The following is a 15,610-nucleotide window of genomic DNA, read 5'->3' on the forward strand; positions in this document are numbered from 1 at the left end:
CGTGGGGGTAACGGAAAGCAGGGAGCGCATGCCACAGCACACCGAACTCGTCGTCCTCCTGGACGACGACGGCGAGACCATCGGGACGGCGCCCAAGGCGACGGTCCACACCCGCGACACCGCGCTGCACCTCGCGTTCTCGTGCCACGTGTTCGACGCGGAGGGGCGGATCCTCGTCACCCGCCGCGCCATCGGCAAGCTCACCTGGCCGGGCGTCTGGACCAACTCGTTCTGCGGCCACCCCGCGCCCGACGAGGACATGCGGGAGGCCGTGCACCGCCGGGCGGAGCAGGAGCTGGGCCTCGAGCTCGAGTCGGTCGAGCTCGTGCTGCCGGACTTCCGCTACCGCGCCACCGATGCCGCGGGCGTCGTGGAGAACGAGATCTGCCCGGTGTTCCGCGCCGTCGCGGCGTCTCCCGTGGACCCCCGGCCCGAGGAGGTCGGCGAGTACCAGTGGGTGGATCCCGAGCAGCTCATCCCCGCGGTCGCCCACACGCCGTGGGCGTTCAGCCCGTGGCTCACGCTCCAGCTGCCGCTGCTGTACCCGGAGCACGCGGCGCACTCGGGGCTCGCGGAGACGGCCGCCGCAGCCGCCGCCGTGCCCGCCGCCTGATCCCCGGATCCACCGGCACGAGGGGCCCGGCCGCGATGCGCGGCCGGGCCCCTCGTCGTGGTGCGGGCGGGCTCAGCCCCAGAAGGCGCGGATCTCCTCGGCGAGCCGCTCGCCCTGACGGCGGCCCGCCTCGGCCGAGGCCTTCCGGGTCGAGAGCAGGAGCGAGTTCTCGCCGAAGGCGGCGGTGCTCTCGGCGTCGGCCTGGATCACGAGCACGTCGGCCCGGCCGCGCAGCTGCTGCACGACGGTGGAGAGGGTCGGGCCCATGCCGCTCTGCGGGGCCTCGGGGCCGCACGCGATGACGAGGATCCGCTCGTGGTCGGCGACGACGTCGGCGTTCGTGCCGGAGCGCATGCCGCCGTCCATGTAGGGGCGGCCGTCGATGGTGACGGGCGGGAAGACGCCGGGCACGGCGCAGCTCGCGGCGGACGCGCGCACGAGGTCGGCGCCGGAGTCCCTGTCGAAGACGGTGAAGCGGCCGGTGCCGGCGTCGACCGCGGTGATGCGGAGATCCCGCTCGGGCCAGTCGCGGATCGGGAGCAGCTGGCCGATGCGCTCGACGCTCGCGGCGTCGTCCACCTCGGGGTCGTACTCCTCGAGCGCGAACTCGCCGATCCTCTGCCGGGTCGGGATCTCGCCCTCGGTGCTCGCGACGCCCTCGCCGATGACCTCGACGGTGTGGGAGAGGTCACGGCTGCCCATCGGCTCGGCCATGCCCGCGACGTCGACGAAGTGCTCGTCGTAGGCGGCGTCGATGGCGCCCGCCCGCAGGTTGATGGCGACGACGGATCCCGCCGAGGTGCCGACGACCGTGTCGGCCGCGCCGACGTCGACGCCCGCCGCGATGAGGCCCGAGAGGAGGCCTGTCTCCCACGCGATGCCGGCGACGCCGCCGCCGCCGAGGACGAGCCCTCGCGTCGGCGTGGTCGTGTCCCGCTCGGTGCCGGTCATGGTCCTCCTCTTCCGCGGGCCCGGGCCTGCGTGCTCGTCGTGATGGTGGTTGATGCGGCTCCATCATCCCCGAACACGGTGGACGGCGCCCGAGCGCCCGATGCACGCGCGGTGGACGCGGGCGGGCTCAGCGCGCGGCGGACGGATCCGCGGCGGATGCGGACGCGGCGGGACCGGCGGGACCCGCGGCCGCCTCCCGGTAGACCTCGCGCACCTCGCCGAGGAACCGCGTCACGGCGGCGCGCTCCGCGTCGGTCAGGGCGTCGGCCGCGCGCGCGACCCCGCCGATCATGGGCATCAGCTCCGCCATGGCCTGGCCGACGGAGGCCGGCCGCGGGACGACGACGACGCGGCGGCGGTCGTGCGGGTGCGGTCGGCGGTCGACGTGGCCGACCTCGACGAGCCGGTCGACCACGAGCGTCGCGGCCGCGGTGGAGACCCCGAGACGGCCGGCCAGCTCCGTGGGCGACAGCGACCCCTCCTGGATGAGGTGCTCCATCGCCTTCATGTCGGTGGGGTTGACCTCCAGGACGCCGCCGAGCCGGCGCTCGAACCCGGCGGCGAGGCCCAGCACGTCGCGGAGGATCCGGCCGAGCTCGCCGGCCGCGCCCGCGTCGGCGGGGACGCCCGCGCCGGGGGCGGGCAGGGCCGCGGCGGCTGCCGTCGGGGCGGCGGGCGCGTCCGGATCGGGGCGGGGACGGGCGCGCGACATGCTGCCATGGTACGCCGCAGGTAGCTAAGCCGCTTGATCATCAGTAGGCTGACGATAACCGCACCCCCGGAGGACCCGTGAGATCCATCGCCCGCTTCGTCAGCGCCCGCCGCACCGCCTGGATGGCGCTCGTGATCGCGGCGGCCGCCGTGGCCGCCCTGTTCGCCTTCCTGCCGAAGGGCGAGGCCGACGCCTTCCCGCCCTCCGGCCTGCCGGACTCGAGCCAGGCGAAGCAGGTGAGCGAGCTGCTCGAGCGGTTCCCGAGCGCCGACACGACGGTCGGGATCCTCGTCTTCAGCCGGGACGGCGCCGCGCTCACGGACGCCGACACCGCCGCGATCGCGCAGCGCGCCGCGGCCCTGGCCGCCGACTCGACCGCCCCGCTGGCGGTCGTCCCGCAGGCCAGCGACGACGGCCGCGCGGCGCTCGTCGCCGTGCCGCTCGACGCGTCCGCGGTCGCCGACGACGTCGCCGGGACCGCCGCGACCCTCCGCACCACGGCATCGGACGGCCTCCCGGACGGGCTGGTCGCTCGGCTCACCGGCCCGGTCGGCTTCCAGGCCGACATCTCGAACGCGTTCGCGGGCGCCGACTTCCGCCTCCTGCTCGTGACGGTGCTGGTGGTCGCGGTGCTGCTCATCGTCACGTACCGGAGCCCCGTGCTCTGGATCGTCCCGCTCGTCGTGGTCGGCGCCGCCGACGGCCTGGCGCGCGTGGTCGTGACGGCCCTCGCGGATCCGCTCGGCATCACCATCGACGCCTCGATCGGCGGGATCCTCTCGGTGCTGGTCTTCGGCGCCGGCACGAACTACGCACTGCTGCTCGTGGCGCGCTACCGGGAGGAGCTGACGCGCCAGGAGGACCGCCACGCGGCGATGCTCACGGCGGTCACGAGCGCGGGGCCCGCCATCGCGGCGAGCGGCGGCACGGTCGCGCTCAGCCTCATCACGCTGCTGCTCGCCGAGCTCTCCGGCAACCGCGCGCTCGGCTTCGCGTGCGCGATCGGCGTGCTGATCGCCATCGCCGCGGCCCTGCTCGTGCTGCCCGCCGCGCTCGTGGTCTGCGGGCGCGGCCTCTTCTGGCCCTTCGTGCCGCGCGTCGGCACCGACGCCGACCACGGCGGGAAGCCGGGGGTCTGGCGCCGGCTCGGCCTCGGGGTCCGGCGTCGCCCCGCGGTCGTGGCCGTGGTCGCCCTCGCCGGGGTCGGCGTGCTCGCCCTCGGCCTCGTCGGCGCGCGCGTGGGCCTCTCGCAGACCGACCAGCTGCTCGGCGACCCCGAGTCGGTCGCGGCCCAGCAGGTCGTCGACGCCTCCTTCTCCGCGGGGCTCACCGCGCAAACCGTGGTGCTGGCGCCCGATGCGGTGGCCGCCGACGCGGTCGCCACGGCCGAGTCCGTCCCCGGCGTCGCGAGCGCCCGGGCGGGGGAGTCGGCGGAGGGCCGCACCCGCATCGACGTCCAGCTCGACGCCGAGCCTGAGAGCGCCGCGGCCTTCGCCGCGGTGCAGGACCTCCGCGACGCCTACGCCGCCGCGCCGGGCGAGCAGTCCACGACCCTCGTGGGCGGCAGCGACGCGACCGCCGCCGACACCGCCGCCTCGTCCGAGCGGGACCAGGGGCTGATCATCCCGATCATCCTGGCCATCGTGTTCGTGATCCTCAGCCTGCTCCTGCGGTCGCTGGTGGCGCCGGTGCTCCTCATCGCGAGCGTGCTGGCGACCTTCTTCGCGAGCCTCGGCGCCGCGAACGTGCTCTTCCAGCAGGTGCTCGGCTTTCCCGCGTTCGACGCGAACGTGGTGCTGTTCGCGTTCCTCTTCCTGGTGGCGCTGGGCGTCGACTACAACATCTTCCTCGTGACCCGGGCGCGCGAGGAGCGGCGACTGCACGGCACGCGCGAGGGCATGGTGCGGGCGCTCGCGTCGACCGGCGGCGTGATCACCAGCGCGGGCATCCTCCTCGCCGCGGTCTTCGCGGTGCTCGGCGTGCTGCCCGTGGTGGCGCTCACGCAGATCGGCGTCATCGTCTGCATCGGCGTGCTGCTCGACACGCTCGTGGTGCGGACGCTGCTCGTGCCGGCGCTGGTCTTCCTGCTGGGCGACCGGTTCTGGTGGCCGTCGCGCCAGCCGGGCCGCCGTGCGGCGGGGACCGTCGCGGAGTGACCCGCCCACATATATGGCACCGCGTGCCATAATGATCGGGCCGGCGTCGAGGCCGGCCCGACAGCGGAGGAACCACATGACCCAGGACCAGCAGTTCGACGGACGCACCGCCATCGTGACGGGAGCGGGCAGCGGCATCGGCCGTGCCTCGGCGCTCCGCTTCGCCCGGGAGGGCGCGCGCGTGATCGCCGCCGACGTCTCGGCCGAGCGGCTCGACGCGCTCGTCGCGGAGCACCCCGACCTCGAGCTCGTGCCCGTCGTAGGCGACATCACGACCGAGGACGGCGTGCAGGCGATCGTCGCCGCGGCGGACGGCCGGGTCGACGTGCTCGCGAACGTCGCCGGGATCATGGACGGCTTCCTGCCCGCCGCCGAGGTCGACGACCGCACGTGGGACCTCGTGTTCGCGGTGAACGTCACGGCCGTCATGCGCCTGACGCGCGCGGTGCTGCCGCTCATGGTCGAGGCCGGGAAGGGCGCGATCGTCAACATCGCCTCCGAGGCCGCGCTCCGCGGATCCGCCGCCGGGCTCGCGTACACGGCCTCCAAGCACGCCGTCGCCGGCATGACGAAGAACACGGCCGTGCTCTACGCCGGCCAGGGCATCCGGGTGAACGCGGTGGCGCCGGGCGCGACCAACACGGCCATCGAGGCGCCCATGCGCTCGGAGCGCGCCGGCCGCGTCCTCGGCCCGATCATGCAGACGATCGTGCCGGCCCCGGTCGAGGCCGACGAGATGGCCAACTCGGTGATCTGGCTCGCGAGCGACCAGAGCAGCAACGTCACCGGCGTGATCCTCGCGTCCGACGGCGGCTGGTCCGCGGTCTAGCGGGCGCCGCCCGGGAGCGCGAGCGCCCGCACGGCCCGGCGGATGGACGCGTCGGGCCGCTCCTCGTCCGAGCGCGCCGCCCACCAGCGCAGCGCCGTGTGGCTGGCCGAGGCGAGGGCCTCGGCCACCGCGGCCGCCTCGAGGGTGCCGCGGAGGTCGGGCAGCCCGCGGGCCACGAACTCGGCGAGCGCGGGCGACGCGGCGGTGATGCGCGGGGACGACCGGCTGTGCAGGTCCGGGTGCGCGTCGATGATGCGCAGCCGCACGCGCGTCATGCCCATGTCGGCGAAGCGCGGGCCGAGCGCGGCGACGAATGCGTCGGCGTACGCGTCCCCCAGCGGCCGGTCGCCCGGGCCCTCGGCGAGGAGGCGCTCGAGCTCGGCGCCGACGACGTCCGCGCCGCCCCACACGAGGTCGGCCTTCGACGGGAAGTAGCGGAAGAGGCTGCGGCGGCCGACGCCCGCGGCCTCCGCGATGTCGGCCATGCTCACGGCGTCGTACCCGCGCTCGGCGAACAGGCCGATGGCCACGCGGGCGAGGTCCTGCGCGTCGATCGCGGCGGGGCGGCCGAGGGCGGGCCGGTCGCTCGGCGGGGTCGACGGCATGTCGGGAATGGTATCCCGGGGCCCGTTCCCCGCGTCCGCGCCGTGTGGCACGGTGGGGGCATGAGACTCGCCGAGGCGCTGATGGAACGGTCCGACATGCAGAGGCGCATCGAGTCGCTGCGGAGCCGGATCCAGGCGAGCGCCCGGTACCAGGAGGGCGAGGATCCCGCGGAGGACGCCGCCGCGCTGCTCGCCGAGGCGGGCGAGACCGTCGACCGGCTCGCGGCGCTCGTCACGCGGATCAACCTCACCAACACGGCAGCCCGCCTCGACGACGGCACGCCCCTCACCGCCGCGCTCGCCCGGCGGGACGCGCTCCGGACGCGGCACGGGATCCTCACGGCCGCGGCCGACGCCGCCTCCGGACGCGGCGGCGTGAGCGCCGCCGGGTACGCGCCGCGGCAGATGCGGAGCGAGCTGCGGCAGATCTCGGCGCTGCCCATCCGCGAGGTGCGCGACCGCGCGGACGACACGGCGCGCGAGCTCCGGGAGCTCGACGCCCGGATCCAGCGCGCGAACTGGGAGGTGGAGCTGGCCGAGGAGGCCTGAGGGACGGAAGCGCAGGGGCGAGTCGGTAGTCGTCCGGAGCGGGCACACCCCGATGGATCGGCGGGCAATCCGATCCACCTGTGGCGCGGAGGGCAGCGCACCCGGCGAGAGCCGAGCACGAGTCAGCCCCGCACCTCGCACCGGGGACGGTGCACGGGTACAGCTCACCACCACGTGCCGGTCGGACGACGAGGGAGGGTTCGGGGACCTCGCCCCCACGCGCGATGATCGAGGTGCGCGTCGGACGACGCCCACCCGCCCAGCCCAGGAGCCCCCATGCCCGCACCCCGCCGCGCCCTCGTCCTCGTCGACGTCCAGCAGGAGTACTTCGCCGGTCCGCTCGAGATCCGCCACCCGGATCCCGCCCTGTCCGTGCGCGTGATCGGCCGCGCGATCGACGCCGCGACCGAGGCCGGGATCCCGGTCGTCGTCGTGCAGCACGACTCCGGCGCGGGCGCGGCCGTCTTCGATCCGACGACCGATGCGTTCCGCCTGCACCCCGAGCTGGAGTCGCGCCGTACGGAAGCGTGGAAGGCAGTGACGAAGTCGAAGGGCTCCGTGTTCGCGGGCACCGACCTCGTCGAGTGGGTGCGCGCCGAGGGCGTCGACACGATCACGCTGGTCGGCTACATGACCAACAACTGCATCCTCGCGTCGTCGGTGGAGGCTGAGGGGCTGGACATCGCGGCCGAGGTGCTCTCCGACGCGACCGGCGCGATCGCGATCGCCAACGCGGCCGGATCCGTCGACGCCGCGACCGTGCACGGCACCCTCATGGCGCTGCTGCACTCCAACTTCGCCGCGGTCGCGACGACCGACGCGTGGATCGCGGCGGTCGCTGCGGGCGAGGCGCTCCCGAAGGACGGCCTCGCCACCTCCGCGACGGCGGGCGCGGCGCGCTTCGGCACCGTCTGACGCGCTCGGCGTGGATCAGTCCGCGAGCTCCCGCAGGTCCTCCGCGGTGGCGGTGCAGGTGACCGTGGCGCCGTCGCCCTCGGCCCGCTGCTCGGTGACGATGTGGTCGCCGACGAGGATCCGGCAGGTGATGTCGCCGTCCGCCGAGACCGTCGGGTCGACGCTCGCGACCGCGCTCACGGAGAACGCCGCCATGTCGAAGTTGGTGGTGTCCGGGATGACGACCTCGCGGCTGAACGGGAGCGGCTGGTCGGACGCCTGCTCGGATCCGGCGGTGCCGCCGACGGACGTGGTCCAGAGCACGCCCGCGGTGACCGTGCCGCCCGAGCCCTCCACCTGGTACGTGACGCGCGGCTCGTCGGACGCCTCAGCCGACGACCGCGCCTCGGACTCGCGCACCGCACCCGTGATGGCCGTGACGATGCCGGCCGTGTAGACGATCGCGAGCACGATCGAGAGGATCAGCGCGACGACGCTCGCGATGAGGCCGCCGAGCGCCATGCCCTTGGGCCGGTCCTTGAGGATCAGGCCGATGATCCCGAGCACGATGCCGACGAGGGCGAGGAACCCGGACGCGTAGTTGAGGAGCGGGATGACCGAGCCGACGAGCGACACCACGCCGACGATGAGGGCCGCCAGCCCGACGCCGTTCGACGTCTTCCGCTCGCGGGGTGCGGTCGGCGCGGGCTCGGGGGCGTAGCGGAAGGTCATGCCTCGACCCTGCCAGGGATGCGGGCGGATCCGGCCGTCACGGGGTCACGATCCCGCGACGGCCGGGCCCCGCGACGGTCGGGGCGCGCGTCAGGCGGCGAGCACGTCCGCGACCGGCGTCAGCGGCATGTCGAGCGCCGCCGCGACGTGCGAGTTCGTGACGTGCCCGTCGTGAACGTTGAGGCCGAGGGCGAGCGCGGGATCCTCCGCGAGGGCCCGCTTCCACCCCTTCTCGGCGAGCGCGATCACGTACGGCAGCGTCGCGTTGGTGAGCGCGCGCGTCGAGGTCTCCGGCACCGCGCCCGGCATGTTGGCGACGCAGTAGTAGACGCTGTCGTGCACGTCGAAGGTGGGGTCGTCGTGCGTGGTCGCGTGGGATCCCTCGAAGCAGCCGCCCTGGTCGATGGCGATGTCGACGAGCACGGATCCCTTCTTCATCGTCGCGACCATCGCATCGGTCACGAGCTTCGGGGCTTGCGCGCCCGGGATGAGGACCGAGCCGATGACGAGGTCGGCGTCCTTCAGCTGCGCGGCGATCTCGTAGGCCGAGGACACGCGCGTCTGCACCTGCCCGCCGAAGCGGATCTCGAGCTCGCGGAGGCGCGGGATGGAGAGGTCGATGATCGTGACGTCGGCGCCCATGCCGAGCGCGTTCGCGGCCGCGTGCTCGCCCGCGACGCCGCCGCCGATCACGACGACGCGCGCCTTCGGGGTGCCGGGCACGCCGCCGAGGAGGATCCCGCGCCCGCCGGCCGCGCGCATCAGGTGGTACGCGCCGACCTGGGTGGAGAGCCGGCCGGCGACCTCGCTCATCGGCTGGAGGAGCGGCAGCTGGCGGTTGGGCAGCTGCACCGTCTCGTAGGCGATGGCCGTGGTGCCGGAGGCGACGAGCGCGTCGGTGCATGGGCGGGACGCCGCGAGGTGCAGGTACGTGAAGAGGGTCTGGCCCGGGCGCATGCGCGGGTACTCCTCCGCGATGGGCTCCTTGACCTTGAGCAGCAGATCCGCCGCGCCCCACACCTCGTCGGCCGTGGCGACGATGGTCGCGCCCGCCTCGACGTAGTCGGCGTCGGTGATGCTGGATCCGAGCCCCGCGCCCTCCTGCACGAGCACCTCGTGGCCGCGGCGCACGAGCTCGTGCACGCCCGCGGGCGTGGCGGCGACCCGGTTCTCGTTGTTCTTGATCTCGGTGGGGATCCCGACCTTCATGCGTGCTCCGTCTCGTCTCCCCGCGAGGTGCGGCCGGCGGCAGCGATGCGGGAGGGCGAGACTCATGGTGGCCATCGTGCGTTTCGAACGCGTGAACTCCGTAGGATCGTCGGCGCGGATCGCCTCACCTGCGCGATCCTTCGCCCCGACAGCGAGGATGGCCGATGCCGACGAAGGAAATGCGGGCGCCCGAGCCGCTCGACGCGATCGACCGGAAGCTCGTCGCCCTCCTCCGGGCCGACGCGCGCACCCCGAACAGCCGCCTCGCGGAGCAGGCGGGCATCGCGCCGTCGACGTGCGTGACCCGGGTGCGCGGCCTCGTGGAGCGCGGCGTGATCACCGGCTTCACCGCCACGATCGACGCCGACGCGGTGGGCGTGGGCCTGCAGGCGCTCATCAGCATCGCGATCCGCGCGGGCGCCCGCCACGAGATGGCCCGCTTCGCCGACGAGATGCGCGAGCTCGCCGACGTGGTGCAGCTCTTCTTCCTCGGCGGATCCGAGGACTTCATCGTCCACATCGCGGTCCGCGACAGCGACCACCTCCGCGACTTCGTTCTGCAGCACCTCTCGGCGCACCCGGCCGTGGCGTCGACCCGCACGAGCGTGGTGTTCGACCACCACTACTCGGGGCCGGCTGTGGGGGATCCGGGCGCCTAGCCCGACGGCTGGGCTACTCCCCCTGCTGCCCCGCGTCCGTCACCGTCACGTCGGTGTGCACGAAGTTGAGGTGCGAGCGAGAAGCCGTGGGTCCGCGCTGGCCCTGGTAGCGGGAGGCGTACTCGCCGGATCCGTAGGGCTTCTTGGCGGGCGACGACAGGCGGAAGAAGCAGAGTTGGCCGATCTTCATCCCGGGCCAGAGCTTGATGGGCAGCGTCGCGACGTTCGACAGCTCGAGCGTGACGTGACCGGAGAATCCGGGGTCGATGAAGCCGGCGGTGGAGTGCGTGAGAAGGCCGAGGCGACCGAGCGAGCTCTTGCCCTCGAGGCGCGCGGCGACGTCGTCGGGCAGCGTGACCAGCTCGAACGTGGATCCGAGGACGAACTCGCCCGGGTGCAGGATGAACGGCTCCCCCGGCTTCGACTCGATGACGCGCGTCAGCTCGGGCTGGTCCTCGGCGGGATCGATGTAGGGGTACTTGTGGTTGTCGAACAGCCGGAAGAAGCGGTCGATGCGCACGTCGATGCTCGCGGGCTGCAGCATCCCGGGGTCGTAGGGATCGAGGGCCACTCGTCCGGCGTCGAGCTCGGCGGTGATGTCACGGTCGGAGAGGAGCACGGCAGGAGCCTACCGGCGCTGGGTGGCGCCCGGCCGGACTCTTGCTAGGCTGTGGTCTCGACCCGGCCCCAGGCCGGTCGCGCGAGTGTAGTTCAATGGTAGAACTTCAGCTTCCCAAGCTGATAGCGCGGGTTCGATTCCCGTCACTCGCTCCACATCAGGATCGTTTTTGAGCTTCTCAGTGTCCGCCAGACAGATACAAATGGCTTTTCCCAGAACATTATAATCGAGTGGGCTTAAAGTCAAACTCTGGTTCAACCACGCCAACGGCAGCACACATACTAGAAAAGTGCGCCCCATCTGCGGCTTGCATGAAAGCCATAAGCGCTTCAAGTTCGAGTTCGATCGACGGAAAATCAAGCCCAGACGCCGGGCTCGGGTCGTCTCTATGCGAATGCGCATGCGCAAACTTGACGACCCGAGTGGCGACTATCGAGTCAACTTCGGACGCTTTAACAACAGCATTAACCTTCGCCTGAAAATCGGGGGCACTCGGAGCCTTAAAGCTGAGAAATCCTTCTAACAGACGCCTACCGGCGTTACCAAGAAGCGGCAGTTCGTCACTTTGATCGGAAGCAACCGCCGATACTACCTTCTTGAATAAGTAGTGGTACTCGCTGGCATGACTAAGCAGCTGACGCGACATTGGCCGAAGCGAGCCTTCACGTGCACCGGCGCCCGGGCGCATGCTCACCGTTTCAAGAACCGAGACTGCTGGCGCTGCCGTCTCCATAGCATCACCTTCCGATATCTTTTTCTGAGATTTGGTGTAGCTCGTCTGCTTATTCCTTAGTAGCAGCCGAAATAGTTCATAATCGTGCGTGAAGATAATGCTTTGCATCACGCCGCTGATCTTCGCGTCCAGCAGCGCGAATGCGGCAAACAGCGACTCTCTATCCATGCTGGACACTGGATCGTCTATTACGACGATACTACTTTCAGGCCTAACTCCTTCAGCGTCGAGCCCCTCAAGGAAGTAACAAAGCGCTATAGAGTTACTCTCCCCCTCGCTCAACGCCGTCGCTACATGCCCGCTTCTCATCACTACATAACCCTTGCCGTCTTTCGAGACGGAGACGCTGAGATGGTCGTGGTCGAAGTACTGTTGTAGCGTTGCGTCGATGCGATTGGCCATAATCGTCGTGTCCTGCTGGCTATTCTTGACAGCCTGAAGCGCTGCGTCATTAGACCCGAGAGCCTTAATTAAAGCCAAATTGCACCGCTCGGCTTTCATGATACGCGCGCCGTCTTCCTTGTACGCCAGAACCTCGCTAGCAGCGACGTGTGCTTCAATCTTATCCTGAGCGGCGCGCTTTGCTTTATCTTGAGTCGCACAATCCTCATTGTGTGCAGTGATGACGTGATTGAGCGCTTGCAGGGCAGATGACGTCTCCACATGGAACCCAGGAGATGCATAGGCGATCGGCTCGAGCGGGTCTCCAGCTCTTTTGTCTATAACGGACTCCACGCTAACCGTCGCTGTGATGGCGTTTCGAACCGCGCCGTCTAGGGCGAGTAAACATTCCGCGTAGTCCGCTTGGTGCACAGGAAGCAGGGAGTTTTCATCTGGAAGGTCGCGCATTAATTGCACCCACGACTCCCGCCACGCAAGCAAGTCCGATTTACTCGTCTGCAAATCTTGTCTCAGTGTTGCAAGGCTGTCGCTAAAGTGCGCCCTGTACGCCGCCAGTAAGTCAGCGCTTACGGTGCCATTCTGGCAAAACAGGCAAGCCGAACCCTCGTCATGAATCGAAACGCCCACTTCCGTCCATGCCTCGCGAGTTTTTTCCGCACGAAGATATTCCAGAGGTTCTGCATCAACTGAACGTGCCACGATATTGTACACTCGTTCGACTAAATTCGAGATGCCTTCAGGTTCCAGGACTATGTCGATCGCATCTCTAGAAAAAGCATTGGCAACAGCAACCCACTTAGCCACGTTTTCGTCGGTAAGACGATCGCTGCCGTCAGCTTTGTGCATTCGTTTCCGAACAACGTCGATTCGATATGTAGCGGTACCGTAGCGTCCAGCATCGCCCGGCGATAAAAGCTCAATAACCTTGGATTTAACGATCCCTTCACGCATGTCGACGCTCTTGCGTGCAGCTACCAGCGCGCTTCTCACCTCTTTGTGCCACTTGCGAAGCCTGACGCCCGCTTCTTCAAACAGCAAAATCTTTTGGGCCGCTTCAACGCTACGCTTACCAAGCTTTACTATAGGCTCTGAGTGCCCGTGGCCCTCAAGAAACAGACCTAGCGACTCTTGCACATACAACCTATTGTAGACGTGTACGCTATATGGAAAGTCGGGTGACTGAAGTCGTACTTGCTTGTTTTGATTGTTTTGGCGGACTGATGCAGTCACAGTGCTACCGTCTGCGCCTGCGGGCATTCCCCCTATCCGCAGCAGTTCACTTAAAGATGTCTTACCCGCACCATTTCTTCCGTAAATAATAGTCGTGTATCCCAAAACACACGATTCCGCCGCCGTAGCGAAAGGGGCTCGCCGAAGCCCACGAAAAGCTTGATCAGTTGCAATAGTGCGGAGCATCTTTCTCCTTGTACGTTTCTATGAACGTATACACTAAAACGCCACCTCGCCGCCCCCCATTGTGGGGCAGGAACGGGCGTGCCGGAACTGACCAGGCGGGTGGAGCGAGTTTTGAACTTGTGCCGCGTGCATACCTATGGCACACGACGCAGCAAAATGCCTACATGTTCAGCCTCCAAGGCGGCGGAAAGCCACCTCGAGCTTGGTTATGCGCGTGCGCGTGCTCTACGCAGCAACGGCCGGTGAGGCGCCGGCATGCGTTTTGCAGGTCGTAGAGCTTCCAGCGGTCCGGGCCCCACGCCATGGTCGGTTGTCAGCCCCCGCGCCTCACTCGTGTCCACACATTCTTACTCGTTAGCTACCCAGCCGCCCAATTGCTATGTCGTCTGGTTGCAGGTATTCACGCATTGCCACTCTAACCCCGTTCAACACCGCGTCGGACGATTTACGAGTACCCTGCCATGCGTCGGCATACTGTGCGACGTCTGCACTGTAGCGCAATTGCTTGCCGGTCCTGATGCGGGCACCGAACCAGCTTCGGGCCTTACTTAAGACCCAGCTTTCCGCGTTAGCAAGATCGGCTTCGGCAAAAGTTCGCAGCTCCGCTAGTGCAAGCTTTACGGTTGACGGCGTTAATGAGTCGTTTTCCCAGGCCCCGAGCCCCGCCATAGCCTCAATACGCACCGTAGAATGATGCATTCGGTGTTCAAATTTCATCCACAGGCGACTGTTCTCGTTAATCGTTTCGGGTAAGGGCTCGATTTCCGGCTCTTCCCATTTGGGCATGTACCCGTCAAGCATCGCCCGCCGTTGCGGTTCAGAAGTAACGCCACGAATTTCCTCCAGCAGTTCGCTACGCATGTCCTCTATAGCAAAAATCTCTTCTGCGTATGAAGTGCGCAGTCCGTAGCCAAACTCGAGTACTGCGTTGTGTACATCATACTTAAGCAGGTAGTCGCTATCCGTTCTGGGTAGGCTATGTTCAATGTCCCTCAACAAAAGTATCTGTTGCTTGTATGTCTCCGCACGCATGGGCTGGAAAAAGGTGCGTCGTGCGTTTAGGTAAGTGAGAACAGTAACTGTTGCTACTATTATCCAAAATATGATTTGGACCAGCGTCGCCAGGTTTTCCGCAAACAAGGCGGCTGTAGCGCTGTTCCACAAGAGCGTGGAATACTCGCCGCCCGTGCTCGAAGCCAACAGATGATCGACTTGCCGAACAGGCGCAAAGAACGACGTAAATAACTCACCACCTTGCGAGAACATTGCGCTTGATGTAGTCATCTCTTCTTGAATACTCTGCATATAATCGAGATTAGTGCCTTAATGGTTAAGGTATATTAGAAAGGGTACCCCCAGAAGTAGGGCCAATTCTACCCGCTATGAAGTCTCGCGTAGGAATTTCGATTCCTTTACTGAGGCGCAACACTCGCTCCTACCAACAGAATTAGACATCCGAGAGCACCGCCCTCAACAAGCGCACCGCTATCTACGGAGGCCACTAAGGCTCTACAGCAGACCAACTCACTTTCGGCACGATTTGACACCTTTGCGGACTGGAGCCGACTACAACGGGCTTCGGCTGACAGGCTCGATAGGTGCCATTCAGCTGATCGTTCTACCGACCTCTGCCAGCACCGACGCGCTGCACCGCCTTTGCCGCGTCTTCCTCACAGAGAGCGCACGCGGCCGGGGCGCAGATGCATGGTACGCACCCGCGATTTGTGCAGCATCTTTTGCTGCTGCTCTCGCGCGTAGAGGACCACGGTCATGTTCTTACCTTGGGCAGACCGCCTACCTAGCAGTCGCACCAGTTCTCCGATCTACAGCATGCGGTCGGGCACTGGCTCGCTTAGCCACTGTCGGCGGGCCAGCGATGTCCATGTCCATGTCTGTCTTGCGTGTCCTTCATACGGAGGAAGTAATCAAATATGTGGAGCACCTAGGCGAGTGCTCGGCACCGTCAGGTAATCGCGCTACTGACCTCCGCCAGCAGCGACGCCATCCCCGCCTCCGCCGTCGCGGCATCCCCGTCGCGGATCGCGTGCGCCACCTGCTCATGCGTGTCGAGCGCGTGCGGCCGCGGCGTCCGCGGCATCAGCCCCTGGTGCGTGCGGCCGCTGAGGACCTCCGTGATCACCTCGCGGAGGGCGCAGAACATGTCGTTGCCGCTGGCCTGGAGGATCAGGTGGTGGAACTCGATGTCGGCGGCGAGGAAGTCGACGAGGGCGCCGGCCTCGCCGAGGCGGCGGAGATCCACCGCGAGCTCGGCGATGCGGGTTCGCTGACCGGCAGTGGCATTGCGTGCAGCCAGTGACGCCGCGACCGGCTCGACCGCGCGGCACAGCTGGGTGACGGGCCCTCGCCGGACCCGGGTCCACGACCCGGGTCCGGCGGGGATAAGGACCTTGAGGGCAACTCGTCGTCGAGACCCCTGTATTTCGGATCAAACATGGATGTTAGCTTTGCGGGTGAGAACTCGGCCGAACCATCGCTGACGGCCTGCGCTCCCCCATCGTGGAGCAGAGGCC

General features: G+C 68.1%; 15 protein-coding genes and 1 tRNA gene. 7 read left to right on the forward strand and 9 right to left on the reverse strand.

What is annotated here, in order from left to right; genetic code table 11:
- Positions 1-28 precede the first annotated feature (28 nt).
- Positions 29-613 (forward strand): isopentenyl-diphosphate Delta-isomerase, encoded by a 585-nt coding sequence (gene idi, locus K0V08_RS10425; protein WP_079533913.1) that lies wholly within the window; start codon positions 29-31, stop codon positions 611-613.
- A gap of 72 nt (positions 614-685) precedes the next feature.
- On the opposite strand, the gene K0V08_RS10430 is transcribed toward idi, so the two are convergent.
- Both K0V08_RS10430 and K0V08_RS10435 read right to left on the reverse strand, forming a co-directional pair.
- Positions 686-1,564 (reverse strand): patatin-like phospholipase family protein, encoded by an 879-nt coding sequence (locus tag K0V08_RS10430; RefSeq protein WP_079533911.1) that lies wholly within the window; start codon positions 1,562-1,564, stop codon positions 686-688.
- A 127-nt stretch (positions 1,565-1,691) separates the two neighbouring features.
- Complete coding sequence (locus K0V08_RS10435) at positions 1,692-2,276, reverse strand: MarR family transcriptional regulator (RefSeq protein ID WP_012039579.1); 585 nt, start codon at positions 2,274-2,276, stop codon at positions 1,692-1,694.
- A gap of 77 nt (positions 2,277-2,353) precedes the next feature.
- On the opposite strand from K0V08_RS10435, the gene K0V08_RS10440 reads away from it, so the two are divergent.
- Together K0V08_RS10440 and K0V08_RS10445 are read left to right on the forward strand one after the other, a co-directional pair.
- The gene (locus K0V08_RS10440) at positions 2,354-4,432 is read left to right on the forward strand and encodes an MMPL family transporter (RefSeq protein WP_094106708.1); all 2,079 of its coding nucleotides are present in this window, start codon (positions 2,354-2,356) and stop codon (positions 4,430-4,432) included.
- A 76-nt stretch (positions 4,433-4,508) separates the two neighbouring features.
- A complete protein-coding gene (locus K0V08_RS10445) occupies positions 4,509-5,261 on the forward strand; it encodes an SDR family NAD(P)-dependent oxidoreductase (protein WP_079533909.1) in 753 nt (250 codons plus the stop codon).
- On the opposite strand, the gene K0V08_RS10450 is transcribed toward K0V08_RS10445, so the two are convergent.
- Entirely contained in the window at positions 5,258-5,866 is a 609-nt protein-coding gene (locus K0V08_RS10450; protein WP_012039582.1) for a TetR family transcriptional regulator, read from the reverse strand. The genes K0V08_RS10445 and K0V08_RS10450 overlap by 4 nt on opposite strands.
- 60 nt (positions 5,867-5,926) lie before the next feature.
- On the opposite strand from K0V08_RS10450, the gene K0V08_RS10455 reads away from it, so the two are divergent.
- The gene (locus K0V08_RS10455; protein WP_079533907.1) at positions 5,927-6,415 is read left to right on the forward strand and encodes a DIP1984 family protein; all 489 of its coding nucleotides are present in this window, start codon (positions 5,927-5,929) and stop codon (positions 6,413-6,415) included.
- Positions 6,416-6,691: 276 nt separating this feature from the next.
- Positions 6,692-7,330, forward strand: coding sequence for an isochorismatase family protein (locus K0V08_RS10460; RefSeq protein ID WP_079533905.1), 639 nt, complete (start codon positions 6,692-6,694; stop codon positions 7,328-7,330).
- Positions 7,331-7,345: 15 nt separating this feature from the next.
- On the opposite strand, the gene K0V08_RS10465 is transcribed toward K0V08_RS10460, so the two are convergent.
- Together K0V08_RS10465 and ald are read right to left on the reverse strand one after the other, a co-directional pair.
- Positions 7,346-8,041 (reverse strand): hypothetical protein, encoded by a 696-nt coding sequence (locus K0V08_RS10465; protein ID WP_079533903.1) that lies wholly within the window; start codon positions 8,039-8,041, stop codon positions 7,346-7,348.
- A gap of 90 nt (positions 8,042-8,131) precedes the next feature.
- A complete protein-coding gene (ald, locus tag K0V08_RS10470; RefSeq protein WP_079533901.1) occupies positions 8,132-9,250 on the reverse strand; it encodes an alanine dehydrogenase in 1,119 nt (372 codons plus the stop codon).
- 164 nt (positions 9,251-9,414) lie between these two features.
- Between ald and K0V08_RS10475 the strand changes: the two genes are divergently transcribed.
- Positions 9,415-9,909 (forward strand): Lrp/AsnC family transcriptional regulator, encoded by a 495-nt coding sequence (locus K0V08_RS10475; protein WP_079533899.1) that lies wholly within the window; start codon positions 9,415-9,417, stop codon positions 9,907-9,909.
- 13 nt (positions 9,910-9,922) lie between these two features.
- Here K0V08_RS10475 and dcd read toward each other — a convergent pair whose 3' ends face one another.
- Complete coding sequence (gene dcd, locus K0V08_RS10480; RefSeq protein ID WP_079533897.1) at positions 9,923-10,528, reverse strand: dCTP deaminase; 606 nt, start codon at positions 10,526-10,528, stop codon at positions 9,923-9,925.
- An 81-nt stretch (positions 10,529-10,609) separates the two neighbouring features.
- Here dcd and K0V08_RS10485 point away from each other — a divergent pair.
- Positions 10,610-10,683: transfer RNA gene (locus K0V08_RS10485), tRNA-Gly, on the forward strand.
- Between the two features lie 65 nt (positions 10,684-10,748).
- On the opposite strand, the gene K0V08_RS10490 is transcribed toward K0V08_RS10485, so the two are convergent.
- The 3 genes from K0V08_RS10490 to K0V08_RS10500 form a co-directional block, all read right to left on the reverse strand.
- Positions 10,749-13,079 carry an AAA family ATPase gene (locus K0V08_RS10490; RefSeq protein WP_079533895.1) on the reverse strand — a complete coding sequence of 777 codons (2,331 nt, stop codon included), beginning with the start codon at positions 13,077-13,079 and terminating at the stop codon, positions 10,749-10,751.
- Between the two features lie 354 nt (positions 13,080-13,433).
- Positions 13,434-14,363 carry a hypothetical protein gene (locus K0V08_RS10495; protein WP_128516970.1) on the reverse strand — a complete coding sequence of 310 codons (930 nt, stop codon included), beginning with the start codon at positions 14,361-14,363 and terminating at the stop codon, positions 13,434-13,436.
- A gap of 679 nt (positions 14,364-15,042) precedes the next feature.
- On the reverse strand, positions 15,043-15,519 hold the full coding sequence (locus tag K0V08_RS10500; RefSeq protein WP_323742325.1) for a FadR/GntR family transcriptional regulator: 477 nt from the start codon (positions 15,517-15,519) through the stop codon (positions 15,043-15,045).
- Positions 15,520-15,610: the final 91 nt, after the last annotated feature.

The organism is Clavibacter michiganensis (assembly GCF_021216655.1).
GTDB classification, from domain to species: domain Bacteria; phylum Actinomycetota; class Actinomycetes; order Actinomycetales; family Microbacteriaceae; genus Clavibacter; species Clavibacter michiganensis.